Source organism: Candidatus Cloacimonadota bacterium (genome assembly GCA_019429305.1).
In the GTDB taxonomy this organism is placed as follows: domain Bacteria; phylum Cloacimonadota; class Cloacimonadia; order Cloacimonadales; family JAJBBL01; genus JAHYIR01.
This window is the reverse complement of the sequence record JAHYIR010000015.1, coordinates 11,777-31,112: the sequence shown is the minus strand read 5'-3', so window position 1 is coordinate 31,112 and position 19,336 is coordinate 11,777. Positions and strand designations below refer to the sequence as shown.

Annotated in this window: 18 protein-coding genes; 15 read left to right on the top strand and 3 right to left on the bottom strand. The window is 37.1% G+C overall.

Features of this window, described 5'->3' with window-relative positions; genetic code table 11:
• Position 1 precedes the first annotated feature (1 nt).
• From K0B81_06840 to K0B81_06820, 5 genes are all read left to right on the top strand, one after another.
• Entirely contained in the window at positions 2-457 is a 456-nt protein-coding gene (locus K0B81_06840; GenBank protein ID MBW6516315.1) for a phosphatidylglycerophosphatase A, read from the top strand.
• Between the two features lie 480 nt (positions 458-937).
• Complete coding sequence (yajC, locus tag K0B81_06835; protein MBW6516314.1) at positions 938-1,276, top strand: preprotein translocase subunit YajC; 339 nt, start codon at positions 938-940, stop codon at positions 1,274-1,276.
• The gene (gene def, locus K0B81_06830; GenBank protein ID MBW6516313.1) at positions 1,260-1,859 is read left to right on the top strand and encodes a peptide deformylase; all 600 of its coding nucleotides are present in this window, start codon (positions 1,260-1,262) and stop codon (positions 1,857-1,859) included. Before yajC ends, def begins: the two co-directional genes overlap by 17 nt.
• Positions 1,798-2,784 carry a methionyl-tRNA formyltransferase gene (fmt, locus tag K0B81_06825; GenBank protein ID MBW6516312.1) on the top strand — a complete coding sequence of 329 codons (987 nt, stop codon included), beginning with the start codon at positions 1,798-1,800 and terminating at the stop codon, positions 2,782-2,784. Before def ends, fmt begins: the two co-directional genes overlap by 62 nt.
• Positions 2,785-2,830: 46 nt before the next feature.
• On the top strand, positions 2,831-3,607 hold the full coding sequence (locus tag K0B81_06820; GenBank protein MBW6516311.1) for a DUF116 domain-containing protein: 777 nt from the start codon (positions 2,831-2,833) through the stop codon (positions 3,605-3,607).
• A gap of 183 nt (positions 3,608-3,790) precedes the next feature.
• On the opposite strand, the gene K0B81_06815 is transcribed toward K0B81_06820, so the two are convergent.
• The 3 genes from K0B81_06815 to K0B81_06805 form a co-directional block, all read right to left on the bottom strand.
• Entirely contained in the window at positions 3,791-4,588 is a 798-nt protein-coding gene (locus K0B81_06815) for a bacteriocin family protein (protein ID MBW6516310.1), read from the bottom strand.
• 12 nt (positions 4,589-4,600) lie between these two features.
• Complete coding sequence (locus K0B81_06810) at positions 4,601-4,936, bottom strand: ferritin-like domain-containing protein (protein MBW6516309.1); 336 nt, start codon at positions 4,934-4,936, stop codon at positions 4,601-4,603.
• 95 nt (positions 4,937-5,031) lie between these two features.
• Positions 5,032-5,682: a fumarylacetoacetate hydrolase family protein gene (locus K0B81_06805; GenBank protein ID MBW6516308.1), complete on the bottom strand. Its 651-nt coding sequence runs from the start codon at positions 5,680-5,682 to the stop codon at positions 5,032-5,034.
• A gap of 675 nt (positions 5,683-6,357) precedes the next feature.
• Between K0B81_06805 and K0B81_06800 the strand changes: the two genes are divergently transcribed.
• The 10 genes from K0B81_06800 (at position 6,358) to K0B81_06755 (ending at position 19,322) form a co-directional block, all read left to right on the top strand.
• Positions 6,358-9,906, top strand: a complete 3,549-nt coding sequence (locus K0B81_06800) for a VCBS repeat-containing protein (protein ID MBW6516307.1) — start codon at positions 6,358-6,360, stop codon at positions 9,904-9,906.
• A 40-nt stretch (positions 9,907-9,946) separates the two neighbouring features.
• Positions 9,947-10,831 (top strand): DMT family transporter, encoded by an 885-nt coding sequence (locus K0B81_06795; GenBank protein ID MBW6516306.1) that lies wholly within the window; start codon positions 9,947-9,949, stop codon positions 10,829-10,831.
• Position 10,832: 1 nt separating this feature from the next.
• Positions 10,833-11,318, top strand: a complete 486-nt coding sequence (locus K0B81_06790) for an SRPBCC domain-containing protein (GenBank protein ID MBW6516305.1) — start codon at positions 10,833-10,835, stop codon at positions 11,316-11,318.
• 92 nt (positions 11,319-11,410) lie between these two features.
• Positions 11,411-13,312, top strand: a complete 1,902-nt coding sequence (locus K0B81_06785) for an amino acid permease (GenBank protein ID MBW6516304.1) — start codon at positions 11,411-11,413, stop codon at positions 13,310-13,312.
• 53 nt (positions 13,313-13,365) lie between these two features.
• A complete protein-coding gene (locus K0B81_06780; protein MBW6516303.1) occupies positions 13,366-13,794 on the top strand; it encodes a hypothetical protein in 429 nt (142 codons plus the stop codon).
• A gap of 655 nt (positions 13,795-14,449) precedes the next feature.
• A complete protein-coding gene (locus tag K0B81_06775) occupies positions 14,450-15,295 on the top strand; it encodes a PHP domain-containing protein (protein MBW6516302.1) in 846 nt (281 codons plus the stop codon).
• Positions 15,273-15,827 (top strand): hypothetical protein, encoded by a 555-nt coding sequence (locus K0B81_06770; GenBank protein MBW6516301.1) that lies wholly within the window; start codon positions 15,273-15,275, stop codon positions 15,825-15,827. The genes K0B81_06775 and K0B81_06770 overlap by 23 nt, the downstream gene beginning before the upstream one ends.
• Positions 15,824-16,948 carry a glycosyltransferase gene (locus tag K0B81_06765; protein MBW6516300.1) on the top strand — a complete coding sequence of 375 codons (1,125 nt, stop codon included), beginning with the start codon at positions 15,824-15,826 and terminating at the stop codon, positions 16,946-16,948. Before K0B81_06770 ends, K0B81_06765 begins: the two co-directional genes overlap by 4 nt.
• A complete protein-coding gene (locus K0B81_06760) occupies positions 16,945-18,234 on the top strand; it encodes a glycosyl transferase (GenBank protein MBW6516299.1) in 1,290 nt (429 codons plus the stop codon). The genes K0B81_06765 and K0B81_06760 overlap by 4 nt, the downstream gene beginning before the upstream one ends.
• The gene (locus K0B81_06755; GenBank protein ID MBW6516298.1) at positions 18,231-19,322 is read left to right on the top strand and encodes a metallophosphoesterase; all 1,092 of its coding nucleotides are present in this window, start codon (positions 18,231-18,233) and stop codon (positions 19,320-19,322) included. The genes K0B81_06760 and K0B81_06755 overlap by 4 nt, the downstream gene beginning before the upstream one ends.
• The last annotated feature ends 14 nt before the right edge of the window (positions 19,323-19,336 follow it).

The window sequence follows — 19,336 nt, the reverse complement described above, 5'->3', positions numbered from 1 at the left end:
ATTGTTTAGGTATATCAGTAAACTAATCTCTACTCTCTTTTATACAGGGTATTTTCCTGTCGCACCGGGTACTGCCGGTACTATTGTTGCCTTCGCTGTTTATCTGTTACTACCGAAAACATTTATCGAGTTGCCCTGTTTCTGGATGTTTCCCCTATTATTGACTATACCTGTTGTAGCGGTGGTCAGTGAAGCAGAAAAGGGTATGAAACGTGATGATAAGAGAATAGTCCTCGATGAGTTTTTAGGATATTTTTATGCCGTTTTATTTCTACCGAAATCTCTTGCTATCGGTATTGCTGCCTTTATTCTCTTCAGATTATTCGATATTCTGAAGCCAGCACCGATAAATAAACTGCAAAAATGGAAATCTGGCTGGGGTGTAGTGGCTGATGATGTGATGGCTGGGATCTATGCTAATCTGATAGTACAGATCGGGTATTTTCTGTTGCGATAAAAAACTCTCCACTGATTTACACAGATTAAAAAATGATTACACGGATGCTCCAGCGGAATTATAGCAAGAAGGGGAAAATTAGGTGTTAGATTTTAGGAGATAGAGGCTAAGTAAGAATAACAATTTCTATCAGGGTATAATGACTACCTATAAGTCCTTTTAATTGTTTTTAATCCCTTTTTTTCCTTTAAACCAGTATTCTATTCCTCAAAAAAGGGCGGTTCTTGAACCGAGGAAATCACTTCTCCGTGGCTGCTTCCGAGCTCGACGAAGTCAACCGCCCCAACAATACGTTTTCCTTATCACCTTATCACCTTTCCACTCTTTTATCTGTGTCTATCATTTTTTAATCTGTGTTAATCTATGGACTATACATGCTCTGCTTCCAGAGGTTTTTGATGACAAACTAATTAGAGCTTGACATAAGCTTTTATCTATCATTCTGGTAAAAGTCAAAATTTAATAACCAAGGAGTCAAATATGTATTACGTTTTATTACAAGCAGGAACTGAAGCACAACCTAATCCGTTCATAAGTTTTTTACCCTTCGTATTTCTGATCTTAATTCTCTACTTTTTGATAATTAGACCTCAACAGAAGAGACAGAAAGATCACCAAAGACTTTTAGATGATTTGAAGATCAACGATGTCGTGATAACTTCCGGAGGTATTATCGGTAAGATAACCAATTTCAGGAAAGAGAAAGATACCGTAATTTTAAAGATCGATGACACCAATAATACTAAGATAGAAGTAAGAAGAGTTGCTATTGCCGGCATATGGCAGGAACCAACTATAACTAATGAACCAGTTGAATAATTATCCAGGTAAAGTTTTAGCTGTTAGAATCTACGGTGATCCTATTCTGCGGCAAAAGTCAGAATCTGTCGAGCAGGTAGACGAAGATATTAAGAAATTCGTAGCAGATATGATCGTCACGATGTATGAAAAGGATGGAGTAGGTCTGGCAGCTCCACAGGTGGGAAAAAATTTACGCATATTTGTAATTGATCCTGAGTGGTCACGGACCAATCAGAAAAACCCTCAGATATTTATTAATCCCAGGATCATCTCAATGTCGGGGGTCGAAGTGGATGATGAAGGGTGTCTCAGTCTACCGGAGATCTTTGCAGAAGTTAAAAGAGCTGAAAAGATCGTTTTGGAAGCTATGGATCTTAACGGAGAACTCAAAAGATATGAAGCGGAAGGTTTTTATGCCAGAACGATCCAGCATGAATTTGATCATATAGATGGGGTTCTCTTTATAGATCGAATTTCAAAACTGAAATTATTATCGCTGAAATGGAAATTGAAAGCTCTGGAACAGACAAAAGACGAGAATGGAGTCAATCTTGACAAATATTTCATCGATAAACAAAACAGTGTTCATCGGAACTCCTGATTTTTCTGTTCCAACACTGCTTAAACTATCAGAAACCAATTATAAACCACTCTTAGTAATTACACAACCGGATAAACCACAGGGAAGAAAGCTTAAACTTGTTCCCACGCCAGTTAAGCAAACAGCTGAACAACTTGGGATTAAGGTAATTCAACCGGAAAAGATAAAAGAAGAAGATGTAATTCGAAAGCTCATAGAGATCAACCCCGATGTGATAATTACAGTAGCTTACGGTGGATTTCTTACTAAGAAGATCCTTGATCTTCCCTCTTTCGGCTGCCTTAATATTCACCCTTCACTCTTACCCAAATACAGAGGAGCTACACCGATCAACCATGCTCTCTTTGAAGGAGAGAAAGAGACCGGAGTGACCATTACCAAAATGACACTTAAGATGGATAGTGGTCCGATTCTGCAACAGAAGATAGTTACTATTGAGAAGGAAGACAATTACAGTTCATTATCAGCCAAACTTGCAGAGATCGGAGCAGATGAGCTGATAGATGTTTTGCAGAAATTAGAGAAGCATGAGATCATAGCAATTCCGCAAAACGATGAAGAAGCAACGTATTGTTATAAATTACAGAAAGATGATCTCTATCTGGATTGGAATGAAAAGGCAACAGATATTCATAACAAGATACGTGGATTAGCTGAAGAACCTGGAGCAATGACAACATTTCGCGGAAACAAGATGAAGATCTTGGCAACTAAGATACTACAAGAGAGAGCAGATCTATTGCCCGGAAAAGTTTCTGCAATATTAAAAAACGAAGGTATCGTAGTCTGTTGTAGAGACCAAAAAATTCTCTTGACCAAAGTGCAACCAGCCGGCAAGAGAATAATGAGTGGCTTTGAGTATCATATAGGAGCAAGAATTGAGATTGGGGAGAACTTTGTAAGTGGAATTCGTGATCGATCATAAAAGAAAGAACCTCTTTTTGATTTTAGCAACTGTTAGTTTAATACTAATGATGATGATCACAACCTTGCTCTGGTGGTTTATTTCTCCCAGACTCCATGAAATAAGTACTTTTCTAGCCCTTTCAGTACTTAGTACTCTGAGAGTTTTTTACTCTATAATTGTTGTAGGTATACTTCTCGTTTTGTTGACATCATATCTTGAAAAGAATTTTCTGATCGCCCGTACTGCAGTTAGATTATCTATCATATTTGTCTTTCCTGCTACAATAATACTCGGCAGAATGATCGGAATACCGAAAGATAAGATAAGAGAGTCGTTTGTACATGTTAACAATACCTTTGTTAAAGTACTAACCAAAAAATATCAACCACATGAGATATTAATATTGCTTCCGCATTGTCTACAAAATACCGATTGTCTGATCAGGGTGACAATCGATATCAATAACTGTCAAGATTGTGGAAGATGTAAAATCACCAATCTGAAGAAAATAGCCCGTGAAACAGGTGTTCATATAGCCATAGCTACCGGTGGTTCTTTAGCGCGGAGGATAATCATCAAACATCGCCCTAAGTTTATTATAGCCGTTGCCTGTGAGAGGGATCTGGTTGATGGATTACTCGATGTCTTTCCCATACCGGTGTATGGCGTTTTGAATGAACGACCTTTTGGTCCTTGTGTTAATACTTCAGTTGCTATTGAAGCTATCGAAACTGCCCTGAAGAGTCTCTGTCTGGTAAAAGATGGTGAAGCAAGTCCGTTGGGAGTAAAGCAAGCATTTATTAACCACGGAGACACAGAGAACACGGAGAAAAGATTATGATGCCCCAGCGGAAGAAGAGCAAGAAGTTATGGAACGCGGATAAAACTGAAAAATAAGATTAATAGATAAAAAAGTAGGGGCGACCGGTGGTCACCCTTATTTTTTAGACTGACTAAAGTCTATGTTACAGACAAAAAGGGACGAACAAAAGTTCGTCCCTTTGATATTTATTAAACAAATAGTTTACTTGATCTGGATCTTCATTGTAGCTTTCGGTTCCAGAATCTGGAGAGTGAATGACTCGGTCAAAAAGAGGGTAACCTCTTTATTGGTATGATGTTCATAGCCGATCGAAAAGTCAGTTCCCAGAACCATTTTGAAATCTCCACCACGTGTAGAAACCAAGAGACCGGAATCTATAAAATTGGATAATATAATTTCACCTTGCAGTACATCTTCAATCTGTGGGAAGAGTGGGTAACACTCTGCGAAATAATTAACAGTTTTCCAGACCGAAGGTGGTAAAACAAGGGCATAAGGACCTTCAATTGCATTATCTTTCATCTTTAAGACACCTTCTGTAATTGCTGCCAACCACTTGGAAGGCTCTTTTGGGAAAGTCAGAGACTCTTTATTAGCCGTTAACAATCCTTCTATTTTAGCATCTTTCAAACCGTAATAAAGAGCTTTTTCTTCAAAGAAGGCAATTTTCTTTACTGCCTCTACCAAATTATCGAGCTCGATATCTTCAGCACCTCTGGTGGCATTATCTAACTCCCAGATATTGAGAGAAAAACTGATCCGTGGTTCAACAATAGGTAATGTTTCTCTTATACCATAACAAAATTGTTTGTCTTTAGGTGTTTCGACTAATTTCATTCTTCCCGTTGGAATACCGGCAAAGTCCCACCCTTTAGGACCTTCAACATCAACTATTTTACGAGCCGAAAGAAGACTGATCAATCCTGCCTTTGCTTGATCTTCAATCTGCTCCCAAGCTTCTGCACTTATCGGTGCTAAATTTCTTCTTAAGTTATTCATAGATCACCTCACTTATTTTAATTTTCCTATGCCCAGATCTTTATCTCCACCCTCACCTTCTTCATCTTCCAGTTCCGTAACCGGTTTAGTGGTAAAGAGATAAGTTCTCATTTGTTCATCCCAGCCAGGCATATTTCGTCTCAGCCATTCCAAGACCATAACCGCGTGTTCAATCTCTTCATCACGGTTATGCGCAACTATTTTCTGTAATTCTGGATCAGTAGTTGTGGCAACTCTTTGCTGATACCAATCAACTGCTTCAATTTCCTCTTTCAGACTATTTAAAGCTCTGGAAAAATCGCGGTCTTTATTGGTTAATTCATCAACTGGCTCATGATAAGCACTCATAATTCCTCCTTACTATAAGATGTAGTGATTACTTAAAATAATATAATACATAATCTTAGTAATGCTAAACAGTTTTTTCTTAGCGATGATATTATCTACTGCAGATCTCTTCTTACCTGGCATTCCAGAGTGACAAATTTACCCAGAGATGCTTTGACGACATCTCCATCTTCAAGTTTTCCAACACCTTTGGGAGTGCCGGTAAAGATAACATCCCCCCTCTCTAATGAAAAAAAGTTAGAAATGTAAACAATAATTTCATCAATCCGGAAGACCATAGAAGCTGGGCTATTATGTTGTTTTAACTCATCATTGACCCAGAGTGATATCTCTTCATGGTATATATTAGGTATCAAATCCTTGGGAACAAAGCGAGATATAGGTGCTGATGTATCGAATCCTTTAGCCAATGTCCAAGGATAACCCTTTTCTTTTCCGGCTAATTGAATATCTCTCAAGGTAACATCAATTCCTACGCCATATCCTGCTATGTGATCAAAAGCAGAATTTTTCTGTATCTTTTTTCCGTGTTTACCAATCAAGACTGCTAATTCGACCTCATAATGAATATCATTACTTGCCAGTGGCAAAATAATAGTTCCCTTATCCCGAATCACAGCTGTGGATGGTTTTAGAAAAAATACCGGTTCATCTGGAACTTCGCTCTTCATTTCATTAATATGATCAACATAGTTCATGCCCAGACAAAAAACCTTGCGAATCTCAAAATCCTCTTCAATGTACATATTTTTTCTCCTTTAACTAAGAAAATAGACTCTATTGTATTAGGCAATTTATTTTTAGTGATCAGTGATCTGAGAAAAGACTTACGAGAGGAGAAGTAAGTCTATGGGGAGGATAGCAGTAAGAGAATAGAACGCGGATTTGACGGTAAAATAAGATCAAACGGAATAATGCATTTTAGGAGCGACCGGTAGTCGCCCTTTTTTAATGCCCCTTAGGGGTATGAAATTGGATAGCCAGACACTTCAGTGTCTGGATTAAGATGAACTAAACCCACCCGCCGCCCAAATGGAGTGGAACTCCATACCTGAGACTGAAGTCGCAGGCTATTATATGGTACCCGTTACAAAGCTCCAGGAGCTATCTTCGGAGCCAAGCAAGGGAAAAGAGTTATTATTCATCAGAAAAAAACAAAGGGGTATAGCAGGAAGGAATAGAACAGCTATATTATGGTAAAATAAGATCAAACGGAATAATGCATTTTAGGAGCGACCGGTAGTCGCCCTTTATTCACACACAATGTTAAGGCTATTCAATCACCAGGTATCTTGCCTGTAATATCCTGTAAGTGACAATATATAGTGTCATCCTGAGTATTTAACTACAAGATCATTGATCACTTTTGATATTGACACAATAAAAATAGAATTGATAATTGGAGGTGATTGGAGGTGTTTATGAAAACTACATACATTTCAGTACTCATCATATTATTGTGTTCCACATTATACGGACAGTTAAGCTTTACAGCGGTAGATGCCGGATTGCATGAAGTGTATTATGGAGATGCCGTCTGGAGTGATTTCAACAATAATGGTCTTCTTGATATTCTATTAACTGGTTATACCTACGGAGAAGGGTCTCTGAATTTTCCCTATACAGAAATTTTTCGTAATAATGGTGACGGAACGTTCAGTAATATGGAAGCGGGTTTATTTGATTTAGGGGTCAGTAAAGCGGTAGCTGGTGATCTGAATAACAATGGTTGGAATGATATTGCAATCTTTGGTTATACAGGATTAGGCGGCAGTAGCTATTTCAAAGTTTATATGAATAACGGAGATGAGACATTCACAGAAATGATCAGTGGTATACCCGATCTTTATCTTGGTGATCTGGTGTTGGGAGATTTTAACAAAAACGGTTTATTGGATATACTCGTTGCCGGGCAGATGCAAGATGGACAAGGGATTACCCGGATCTACCTCAATAATGGAGATTTTACTTTTATAGACCTGGGAGTCGATATAATAGGGGTAACGCATTCAGCTGTAGCTTGTGGCGATCTGAACAACAACGGATGGCTCGATATTGTGATCAGCGGTAGGATCGGTTCTTTCAATTATGTCGCCTATATTTATATGAATAATGGAGACGGAACATTTACCGAATCTACCCAACCGTTAATAGGATTACGCTATTCCTCAATTTCATTAGGTGATTATAACAATGATGGCTACTTAGATATTCTGATGAACGGTTCAGATAATTCCGAAGAGAAATATACTCTTATTTATAAAAATAACGGAGATGGAACTTTTATCAATATCAATGCCGATATTGTCGGAACAAGACAGGGTTATGTCGCTTGGGGAGATTTCAATAATAACGGTTTACTCGATTTTGTTGTGAGTGGCGAGATTGATAATGCTTGGACGACAAGACTTTTTTTGCAAACAGGAACTGATACCTTTACTAATTCTAATTTGACTTTTGTTGATGCCCGAAGGTCAACTGTAGTACCAGCAGATTATAATAACGATGGTAAACTCGATTTTCTACTCATTGGTTGGGCTGCTTCACAAAACTATTTAGCCATCATCTATGAGAATATGATACCGACAGTTAATACACCTGCTTCTGCTCCAACAGGTCTGTTCACTACTTTGACAGATGATGGAGTGCAATTCAATTGGCAACAGGCAACAGGAGGAACGACCCCTGCAAACGGTCTGACGTATAACTTAAGGGTTGGCACTAATTCAAATGGTTATGATATAGTTTCTCCGATGGCTCACATAGATACCGGATTCAGAAGAGTAGCTGCCTTGGGAAAATATTCTTTTAACAGTGCTCAACTCAATGATCTGGAAGATGGTGTTTATTATTGGAGTGTGCAGGCGATAGATCATATCTATAGTGGTTCTCTCTTTAGCACTGAACAGATATTTACTATAGGCGATATTCCTGATCCCACAGACCCACCGTTGCTTTTTTTACCACCTGATGAGAGTGAAGATCTAGCCACCAATGTTCATTTACAATGGGAAGCAGTAACTAATGCTGTTTACTATACGGTTCAAGTAGCTACCGACACAGATTTTGATGATATTATCTATACAAGCAATCTTGCTCTGACAAACAACTGGATAAGTAGTCTCGATTTTAATCAAACCTATTACTGGAGAGTAAATTCCAATAACGGAGTTTTTCCCAGTGCCTGGTCTGAAGTATGGTCTTTCAATACAATTGAGAGTTTAGCAACAATTGAGATTTTCGAAGCAGAAGTTCTGAACATAGATAATGTAGATTTGACATGGCAAGAACCGGTGTCCATCCGAAACAGACAGGAAGAAGTCAGCGGTTACAGAATCTATCGCAACAATGCTCTTATCATGACAATTGAAGATTCCGTTGTATTGAGCTATCTTGATGAAGGATTAAATAACGGAGATTATACTTACCATATTACGGCTTTGTTTGGTGAAGATATGTTCGGTGGTTTATATGAATCACTCCCTTCCGAACCTCAATCAGTAACTATCTATCTCTTACCACCACAGAATCTGACTGCAGATTCAGGAGCAGGATATGTTGATCTCTTTTGGGAAGCGCCGACTGCAAACGATCTTCGTCAACGCGCCTTAGAAGGGTATAATATTTATCGCAACGGAGTACAAATTGGGTCAGTCTCTTCTTCGGAGCTGTTATATACCGATACAAATGTTACCAACGGTGTATTATATAATTATTTTATCAGAGCCGCCTATAGTGGAGGAGTATCAGTTCCCTCAAATTCTGTATCAATAGCACCGGCTATACCTGCTCTGTATCCACCTCGTGATCTCACTTATCAGTTGGAAGGGGATGAAGTTCATCTGCAATGGTATTCTTATCTCGATGGAGAATGGTTTTCCTGGGATAATGGTATGAATTCAGGCGGTATTGGAACTAATAGTCCTGTCCAGTTTGAAGTAGCAGCAAGGTTTGAACCGGCAGATTTACTACCATTTGACGGTAAGTTACTCCAATTCATCTCTTTTGTTCCCAGACAAGTTCAATGTAATTACTCTGTGAGAGTTTGGATCAATGGTTCAATTGTAGGAGATGTTTATGATCCGGGAGATCTGATCGTAGATCAGGCAATCAATACAACAGATCTGGTCATGATGGAGTGGAATGTTATTGAATTAATAGAACCTGTTTTGATTAATGTCAATCAAGAGCTTTGGATCGGTTATCATATTGATACAGAGACCGGTTATCCTGCAGGTAGAGATGCCGGACCTGCTGTCGTTAATAAAGGAGATCTGGTAAATCTGGAAGGTTGGGAGAGCTTGTCTATCATGAATCCTAATCTTAACTATAACTGGAATATACAAGGGTTAGCAATCAATAATACCAATGGGGAAATAATTACTCTGCAACCTCTCCCCTATAATGCGAACCAAAGAAATAACAGAACAGAGATACTATCAAGCCAAGAAGCATTTGAACCAGTCCGTTTCTTAGATTATTTCAGATATCTGACAGGATACAAGGTATATCGTAATGGAATAGAACTTGTTGAGATCACAGAACCGCAAGAAACTTTCTATATAGATACTCTTCCTAATTATGGAGTTTTTCATTATTATATTACTGCACTTTACGGTGAATACGAATCTCTCCAATCTAATATCCAGACAGTAATCTTTACTTCTGTTGATGATGAAGTGACTAATGCTCCAAAGACACATCTAAAACAGAATTATCCCAATCCATTCAACCCCGAAACCCAAATTGATTTTTCACTGGCTAATGACTGTTTTGTAAGGATTGAATTATTTAATGTTAAAGGGCAACATATCGTAACACTGATGGCGGAAGAGCTTAGAGCAGGGGAATACTCTATTAACTGGAATGGAAAGGATAGTAAAGAGAGAGAAGTTCCGGCTGGCATATACTTTTATCGCTTAAGAACCCAAGAAGAAGATTTGATCAGAAAAATGATACTATTAAAGTAGTAAAAGAGACGAATACTAATTGATATAGGCATGATAACTAATGACAGATAAAGGGAAAGGTTTACTGGCAATTAATCTTGCAGTTCTGCTCTTCGGAACAGCCGGATTGTTTGGCAAACTATTAACTTTCTCACCCATATTGATTGTACTCGGGAGAGTCTTCTTTGCTTCCATAGCATTGTTTCTCTTTCTCCTGCTTAAAAAAGATTTTATGACTATAAAGAAGAAGGCTTCACACTACTTTTTTATGTTGATTTTAGGTATATTGTTGGGAATACACTGGCTAACTTTCTTTCATGCGATTCAAATATCAACTGTGGCTATCGGGTTGCTCTCCTTTTCAACCTTTCCAGTATACGTAGCTTTTTTGGAGCCGATAATCTTCAAAGAAAGGTTCTCTATTAAGTACATTGTTTTAGCATTGGTTTCTTTTATAGGGATCAGATTACTCATTCCAAGGTTCGAACTCACGGATAATATATTGCAGGGCGTGATTTGGGGTTCTCTTTCAGGATTATTGTTCGCTTTTTTAACATTACTGAACCGCAAGATGGTTTCATATTATCGTGCTGGTACTGTAGCACTATATCAGAACTTAATAGCTTTTTTAGTACTCTTGCCATTTTCATTATCAATACTCCAGCAAGTGAATAAGATTCATGATATTATAATGTTAATAGTTTTAGGTGTGGTGTTTACAGCTCTTTCTCATACCCTTTTCATATATGGCTTGAAGATCATCAAAGCGAAAACGGCCAGTATTATTGCCTGTTTGGAGCCAGTATATGGCATCTTATTTGCCTTTTTGATATTGAGTGAAATACCTGAAGTCAGAACTATAGTAGGTGGTATGATCATTATTGGAGCAGTAATGTTCACAACATTTACCCTTAAACAAAAAAAGAAAAAATATATAGAGGTATAGAATGAATGAAATTATCCATATTAAAACGTTACTGGATTGTGATGTAAATAAAGCATTCACCATGTTTAGCGGGAAACGTGAGGTCAGTTCATGGTTAGCGGTAGATGCCAATATTGAATTGAGAATAGGTGGAAAATACGAGCTTTTCTGGGATGTTAAGGACAGAATGAATAACAGTACTGTTGGTTGCCGGATTAATGGTCTGGAACTGGGAAAATTTATCGCTTTTGAATGGAAGGGTCCTATCGAGTATAAAACCCTGATGAATAATGTTGATCCCTTGACCCAAGTAATAGTATTCTTTTCAGCCATAGAGAATCCTGTAGTTTCTGATAAACCACAAACCGAGATACATCTTATTCATACAGGATGGAGAAATACAGAAAAATGGGAAGATTGTCGTCGCTGGTTTTTTAAAGCATGGGAATCCGCTTTCAAAAAGCTAAAAACAGAGTGTTTAGCAGAGCATAGTAAAAATTCTTGGTAGAAAAAAATTGCCAGGTCAAAATAGTTTGATATTTTTTGTACAAATCCCTGATCTTCGAATTAGTTGGATTATAAGCAGATAGCGGAGTATTTATGCAATTAAAAAAGGAATTAGGACTTTTTGAGGTCTTCTGTATTGCTACTGGAGCAATGATCAGTTCCGGACTGTTTATTCTTCCCGGATTGGCATATAATTATGCCGGACCAGCAGTTGTTTTGTCCTATTTTATAGCAGGTTTGTTGGCTATGACAGGTATGTTGAGCATTGCTGAAATGGCAACAGCGATGCCGAAAGCGGGTGGAGATTATTTCTTTATTACCCGTGGTTTTGGGCCTGCAGTAGGGACAATATCCGGTCTCTTTAGTTGGTTTTCCTTATCCCTGAAAAGTGCTTTTGCTTTGATCGGCATGGCAGCATTTACTTCGTTAGTACTTCCCGGTTATGATATCAAGTTTATTGCCATAATACTTTCTCTTATCTTTATGATGATCAATATTATAGGTGTTAAAGAAAGTGGCAGATTTCAAGTATATCTAGTATCAGCACTATTGGCATTGATGGCTTTTTATATCATTGTTGGCTTGCCCAAGGTCAGTTCTGAATATTTTCTCCCCTTTTCTCCCTTCGGTTTCGATGGTATTTTCAGTACGGCAGGATTTGTGTTCACTGCCTATGGAGGTTTGCTGTATGTTGGTTCTGTTGCTGAGGAAGTAAAGAATCCCAATAAAGTAATTCCCCTTGGGATGATAATATCACTCTTAGTTGTTAGCATCTTATATACTTTGATGGTTTTTGTGACAGTTGGAGTTGTTCCAGGCTCTCAATTAGCAGGGAATTTGACACCAATATCTGCCGGAGCGCATGCTTTAATGGGTCATTGGGGGATGTTAGTTTTAAGTTTTGCTGCGATATTAGCTTTTGTATCAACAGCCAATGGTGGTTTGCTTTCTGCATCCAGATATCCGATGTCATTAAGCAGAGATGGCTTAATGCCTAATTTCCTCAGTAGAATAAGTACTCGATTTAGAACACCATATAAATCAATCATTTTGACGACAATAGCCTTGATAGTCTTTCTCCTGCTTGATCTGGAGATTTTAGTCAGGGCTGTATCAACATCAGTTATCTTAACCAATATCCTCTCCTGTTTAGCTTTGATAGTTATGCGAGAGAGCAGATTACAGAATTATCGACCAGTATTTAAGGCACCTCTTTATCCCTATATTCAGATCATAGGTATAATCGGCTTTATCTTTCTTTTATTTGAAATGGGATTATCTGCTATATTGATCACGTTTTTGCTCATTTTAATCGGGTTCTTTACTTACTGGTTTTACGGAAGAATCAGGAGTAGCAGAGAATATGCTCTCCTCTATTTATTAGAAAGGATATCATCGAAAGAAATTACAAGTTATACTTTAGAAACCGAGTTAAAGGAAATTATCAGAGAAAGAGATCAAATTAGTGAAGACCATTTTGACCAGTTGATCAAAACCTGTCATGTACTCGATATTAATGAGTATTTACAAGTCGAGCAGTTTTTTCATTTAGCAGCCGCAGAGATACAAAAAGACTTAAAACTTTCGGAAGAAGAAGTTTTTAAAGCATTGATCAAGAGAGAAAGAGAATATACGACCGTCATAGGTGAGAATCTGGCTATTCCTCATATTATTGTACCGGGAGAAGAAACATTTTCAATTCTTGTAGCTCGAAGCAAGAAGGGTATAAGATTTTCTGATCAACATCCGAGAATAACAACAGTTTTTGTTATAGCTGGTTCTAAAGATCAAAGAACATTTCATCTACGTGCCTTGGCGGCAATAGCCCAAATAGCCAATGACCCACTTTTCAATAAAAAATGGTTACATGCTAATAGTGTAGATGCTTTGAGAGATGCAATACTGCTTGCTAACCGTAATAGAGATAAATACTTTACTCACATAAGTAAGAATACCCTTATTACGAATGGGTATGATAATCGAAAAGATAATTAGTATAAGAAAACAATCAGTTGAACTAACTGTGAGTTTAACCAGAGGGAGGAGTAATGGATGAGATAAAGAAGAAACCGAAAATCAATATAACATACTTGCTGGTCATTGTTATTTTCACATTAGCCGGCTTTTTTATCGGTCAGTATCATGCTGAGAAAAGAATAACGCAAAAGATTGATCCTACACCTATTACCAAATATCTACCGGCAGATAGACATATTGAGAATCTTATGTTAAAAACCGGCTGGGAGGATCCGGAAGCAAAACTAATAGAGGATCTTGCTTCCAAGCCGGAAGTTATTCCGGTTGATCCTGTTTTAGGCGGAACGATGGGTTTTTATGATCATGATAACATTTATTTGTTAAATGATAAATGGGTTCTTGCTCCTTTTGAAGACGGGCATATAGGGGGATATCTCTTGCTGGAATTTCATATAGAAGAAGAAATCGAGTGGCATGTTCTGAGTTATTATTTGGAATAATTATCTGCAAGGAGTGAAGCAAGAAAAAAGAGTGATTAGCTATTAGCTATGTAGTTATTAGTGTTCATGAGTGACAAGCAAGTCCATTGGGAGCAGAGCAAGTATTTACCACGAATGGACACAGATGAAAAAAGATGAACACGGATAAAAGAGTGGAATGGTGATAAGGAAAAACGTATTGTTGGGGCGGTTGACTAAGTTAAGTTTGTATGCAGCCACAAAGATGAAAATTCCTCGGTTCACGAACCGTCTTTTTTATCTGAATTGAACGCGGATTTGACAGAAAAATAAGATTAAACGGATGAAAAAATGTGATCAGCTACCTGTGTTATGAGAAAAAACGGAGGAAGGATAACATGTCCATTGGGAGCAGAGCAAGCATCATCCACTAATTCACACAAATACAAAATGATATTCACAAATAAAGACAAATATGTTTAAAATACTTTGTACTGGCGGTTGACTTCGTCGAGCTCGGAAGCAGCCACAAAGATGATAATTCCTCGGTTCAAGAACCCCCCTTTTTTACAGGTATTTGTATTTCTAAAACTTATCATGAGATAAGAATCCCTGAAATCTGGAAAAAACTTGACCATTACTCTGCAGAGAATTTAAAGAAACAAGAAAAGAGAAATTAATATTTAAGGATAGATATGTGAAAATTGATTTACACCTACATACGAATTACTCGGATGGTAGGCTTGACCCTGGTGATCTTTTATCTTTATGTAGAAAACATAACTATAATGTTATTTCTATAACAGATCATGATAATATTGAAGCCTACTTATCGGTAAAAGATATTGCTCCCAAGTATGGATTAACTCTTATTCCCGGGGTTGAGTTGAGCAGCAATTATGAAGATAGTGAAGTTCATATCTTGGCATATTATTATGATGATGAACATCCTAATTTACTCTCTTTATTTGATTATATCAATGAGAACAGGATCGATCGAGCCAAAAAAATTGTTTTAAAATTAGCTGATTTAGGACTCGATATAGATATTGATTCTCTGTTAGCTGAGACAGAGAGATCGGGTATAATTGGTAGAATGCATATTGCCAGGGCTTTAGTAGCCCAAAAATATTGCTCTTCTATCAAAGAAGCTTTTGATAAATACCTGCACGATAAAAGTCCAGCTTATGAGCAAAAAGTTACTTTACCTGCAGAAAAAACGATCGAGATGATCCATTCTGCGGGTGGTATATCTGTACTGGCTCATCCTCATAAATTGGACAATATATCAATAATTATGGGTTTAATTGATATGGGGATCAAGGGTTTGGAGGTTCATTGTCCTAAATCATCTAACTATGCTATTAATCTCTTTACCCAAATAGCGAATGAAAATAACTTATTGATAACCGGTGGTTCAGATTTCCATGGAGAACAAGAAGAGATACAAGATTTTGGAAAATTTAGTATACCTGTTATGATTTGGGAAGAGTTCAGCAACTATTATCAGGAAAGTCTAAATGAAGAAGTTCGAAGCGTATAACTTGATCGATATCAATAAAAAGAAGGGTTTCCCCAGAACATATCGCTTTAATCAGTTTGTTCGATGGCTTGTTATCTTATTATCACTCTTTGCCATAACTTATGCAGTTTATTACATCTTTACTGGTATAGATGCAGATTCTTCCACTATACATAAAATTGTACCTTTTGTAATCATCTTTCTGGCTATCCATTCACTACTCCGGAATCTATTCTCACTCAACTCTATTCGTTTTAAATCAGAAGGGATAGAGTTCCGCTATATTGCTAACAGGAGTGTTTTCATTAGATGGGAAGATATCAAAAGATTAGCACTTTATCAGGGGAAAACAAGGGCAATAAAACTAACTTATCAATTAAATGAAAGAGAGAAAGAGCTGATCTTTACGATGGTTTTTCCTAATATGTTAGAGATTATTAACAGTATTGCCGAGATGTGCCCCCATTTGGCAGTAGATGAGTTTATGAGGAATGTCACGCTGACAGAAGAAGAACGTGCTGAAGCAAGGGAAAAAGAAGAACGACAGGAATGAGAATTGTTATTATAGGACCGGTATATCCTTTTCGCGGAGGAATTGCCTATTTTAGCGACTGCTTATATCGAGAGTTAATAAAAAAGAATCATCAAACCAAACTAATCAATTTTAATCAACAGTATCCAGCTTTACTATTTCCGGGTAAAACCCAAACAGAAGAGTGTTCAAATTTCTCAGATATATTTTCAACTAGAGTACTAACCCCTTATAATCCTTTTACATTTAAGAAAACACTACATGAAACCCTGACATTTCGACCTGATGTTGTCTGTTTTAGTTTCTTTCTCCCCTACTTTGTCCCATCTTATCTTTATCTGATAAGACGTTTAAAGAAAAAAGGCATTAGAACAATGATCTTAGCTCATAATATTAATTTTCACGAAAAATGGTTCATGAGTAAGCAATTGACCAAGAGATTACTGAATAGTTCTAATATCATAATGACTCTTTCAAAAAGTGTCTATGAAGATGCTTTGAAACTGATCAAATCTTCGGAAGTGCAAGTCATCCAAGGGTTTCACCCTCTTTATGATTTTCATAATCAGAATAGATATTCAAAGGAAAGTGCCAAAGAAAAACTTGGTTTAAAGAATAGAAAAGTAATCCTCTTCTTTGGCTACATCAAGCCCTACAAAGGAGTTGACCTTCTTATTAAGAGTTTTCCGTTGGTAAAGGAGAAAATATCTGATGCTTTTCTTATTATAGCTGGTGAGATATACGGTAACAAACGTTATTATAAAGAGTTAATCAAACAAACAGGTTTGGAAGTAGATATCAATCTCCAAAATGAGTATATCGGTTCTGATCAAGTTGAGTTATATTATAAAGGAGCAGATGTTTTGGTATTACCGTATCTTCAGGCAACGCAAAGCGGAGTCTTACAGACTGCCTATGCAATGGATCTGGGAGTAGTTGTTACCCCGGTAGGGAGTTTACCCGATATGGTGATTCCAGGCAAGACAGGACTAATAACGGAATCGTTATCAGAGAATGATTTGGCAAAAGCAATAGTTCAATATTTCTCCCTGGATGAAGGTATTGTTAAACAGAATATAAAGGATCATAAGACAAACTATTCTTGGGATAAGTTTGTAGAATTATTAGTAGAGAGTTTATGAAAAGATTACTTCTAATTTCCTATTATTTTCCTCCTTGTGGAGGAGCAGGGGTACAACGCTGGTTAAGATTTATCCGCTATTTACCTAAATATGGATGGATGCCGACAGTAGTTACTACTTCTGAAGGCGATTATCCTGTCTTTGACTCCTCTCTCTGTAAAAAGATCCCTGATGAGGTAAAAGTAATCAGAACAAAGACCCCTGCCTTTAATCAAATATTCAAGATGATTAAATCCGATAAAGATGATAATTATCCATACGGTAGTTTACGAACATCTAAGGAAGATAGTTTCTTGAAGAAGTCACTCTATTGGATGAGGATCAACATGGTAGTTCCGGATAGTAGGGTAGTCTGGAACAAAATTGCCTTCAATACTGCCTTGGATGAAATTAGAAAGAAAAGATATGATTTGGTTGTTACAACAGGACCTCCTCATTCTACTCACCTCGTTGGTCTGGAAATTAAGAAGAAGATCCTGATAAACTGGATTGCCGACTTTCGTGATCCCTGGACAAAGATATACTATCTGCAGGATTTACCCCAAAACAAGATTCTCCATAAAATCAACCAAAATTTTGAAAAGACAGTCCTTGAAAAAGCCGATTTAAGTTTGATTATATCCAATTCTATAGCAGACTCACTACCTGCTGGTAATAAACAGGTGCTCAGCAATGGTTATGATCCTGAAGACTATTTTAATACCGATATTATATCTTCTTCATTCTTTCGCATCAAATATGTCGGTAAGTTAACTGAAGGTCAGGACATAAAAAAACCGCTGAATTGGTTGAACGAGATTAGTAAGGAACGAAAGATCGGTAATATTGAATTTAGCTTTGTCGGAACATTATCCGGAGTAGCAAAGTATGAAAGAGATTTTCCTTATCTTCATATCAGAAGCATTGGTTATCTTAATCATTTGAGGGCGATCAGTGAGATGAGCAATGCTGACATACTAATTCTCTTGATAAACAAATGTTCTGATAACAAAGGGATATTAACCTCCAAGTTATTTGAATATATAGGTTCAAAAACTTTTATAATTGGTATTGGACCAACAGATGGTGAAGCGGCAGAAATATTGGAGAAATACAACGCAGGAAAAATGGTTGAATACGATGATAGAGAGGGCTTTGTTAACATCGTGACCGAACTCTACAAAAAATGGAACAAAAGAACCAACATTAAGAATTCGACTGAAATAAGTAAACTCTCTGCCCCTAATCAAACAAAAGAATTGTCAGAAATTTTGGAGCAAATATCACTTAATAAAAAGTGGAAATGAGGAGCCATCCTATTATATTTTTACTATTCATTCTGATTGCATTTTTTCTTCTCAACTGGGTCATCTATTTTCCAATAGTAAGAGCTTATAAACCTTCCCGTAAAACTCGCGGATTGATCATCTTGGTTTTACTTGTTCTAACTTTTGTTTTGGTTTGGGGTGAATTGTTAAAACGTATCTGGGGAGTTTACTGGTTATCTCTGATTGGCAATATTTGGCTGGGTGTCTTAGCAATATTATTCACTTTAATGGTTATCAATCTGTTGATTTTGCTGATCATTCCCAAAATCTCAAGATATTCAACTACACTGCTCCTGTTTTTAGCAGTCTTCTTATCTATTGTTAGCTATTATAATAATCTCAGACCTCCACAGATCATAGAGTATGATATCTATAGCGATAAGATCTCGGAAGATGCCGATCCATTCAAGATAGTCCTTACTTCAGAATTTCATTTAATGAGCAATACAAACATAAAAAGGTTGGAAAGAAATCTTATCGCCATTAATCGATTGGATCCGGATGCAATAATTATTGCTGGCGATTTGATCGACGAACCATATGATAAGCTAAAACATCTGGCTCCATATTTTTATACACTAAATCCACAGCTTGGTATTTATGCTGTTCCGGGTAATCATGATTATTATAGTAAAATAGGTTCCTATTACTCTTTCACACAAGATGCCGGGATAATCAATCTATTAAACGACAACATTTATATTACCGAAGATATTATCTTAGCAGGTGTTACTGATAGAACAGCTTCCATAGATCCTCCGGATGTTGAAAAGGCAATGAAAGGTATCGATACCGACAAATATATCATTTTTATCTCTCATCAACCTCTATATTATAAAGAAGCAATCTCTTATAGTGCTGATCTGATCTTGGGAGGGCACACACATCGAGGACAGATACCACCACTGAGTTTCTTTATTGGTCTGTTTTTTAGATATCCTTATGGTTTATATGAAGAGAATGGAGTTAGTATTTATACAACATCGGGTATTGATACTTGGGGACCACCCATGAGACTCTTTTCCCGTAACGAGATAGCTGTCTTTAACATATATCCTCAGAAGTAGCATAAACTTAAGTC

Coding starts and splice junctions, on each gene's coding strand:
- K0B81_06815 (MBW6516310.1), bottom strand. CDS start 4,588: ATGAATAACTTAAGAAGAAATTTAGCACCGATAAGTGCAGAAGCTTGG.
- K0B81_06820 (MBW6516311.1), top strand. CDS start 2,831: ATGATGATGATCACAACCTTGCTCTGGTGGTTTATTTCTCCCAGACTC.
- K0B81_06805 (MBW6516308.1), bottom strand. CDS start 5,682: ATGTACATTGAAGAGGATTTTGAGATTCGCAAGGTTTTTTGTCTGGGC.
- K0B81_06800 (MBW6516307.1), top strand. CDS start 6,358: ATGAAAACTACATACATTTCAGTACTCATCATATTATTGTGTTCCACA.
- fmt (MBW6516312.1), top strand. CDS start 1,798: ATGGAGTCAATCTTGACAAATATTTCATCGATAAACAAAACAGTGTTC.
- K0B81_06795 (MBW6516306.1), top strand. CDS start 9,947: ATGACAGATAAAGGGAAAGGTTTACTGGCAATTAATCTTGCAGTTCTG.
- K0B81_06780 (MBW6516303.1), top strand. CDS start 13,366: ATGGATGAGATAAAGAAGAAACCGAAAATCAATATAACATACTTGCTG.
- K0B81_06765 (MBW6516300.1), top strand. CDS start 15,824: ATGAGAATTGTTATTATAGGACCGGTATATCCTTTTCGCGGAGGAATT.
- yajC (MBW6516314.1), top strand. CDS start 938: ATGTATTACGTTTTATTACAAGCAGGAACTGAAGCACAACCTAATCCG.
- K0B81_06755 (MBW6516298.1), top strand. CDS start 18,231: ATGAGGAGCCATCCTATTATATTTTTACTATTCATTCTGATTGCATTT.
- K0B81_06770 (MBW6516301.1), top strand. CDS start 15,273: ATGAAGAAGTTCGAAGCGTATAACTTGATCGATATCAATAAAAAGAAG.
- K0B81_06810 (MBW6516309.1), bottom strand. CDS start 4,936: ATGAGTGCTTATCATGAGCCAGTTGATGAATTAACCAATAAAGACCGC.
- def (MBW6516313.1), top strand. CDS start 1,260: ATGAACCAGTTGAATAATTATCCAGGTAAAGTTTTAGCTGTTAGAATC.
- K0B81_06760 (MBW6516299.1), top strand. CDS start 16,945: ATGAAAAGATTACTTCTAATTTCCTATTATTTTCCTCCTTGTGGAGGA.
- K0B81_06785 (MBW6516304.1), top strand. CDS start 11,411: ATGCAATTAAAAAAGGAATTAGGACTTTTTGAGGTCTTCTGTATTGCT.
- K0B81_06790 (MBW6516305.1), top strand. CDS start 10,833: ATGAATGAAATTATCCATATTAAAACGTTACTGGATTGTGATGTAAAT.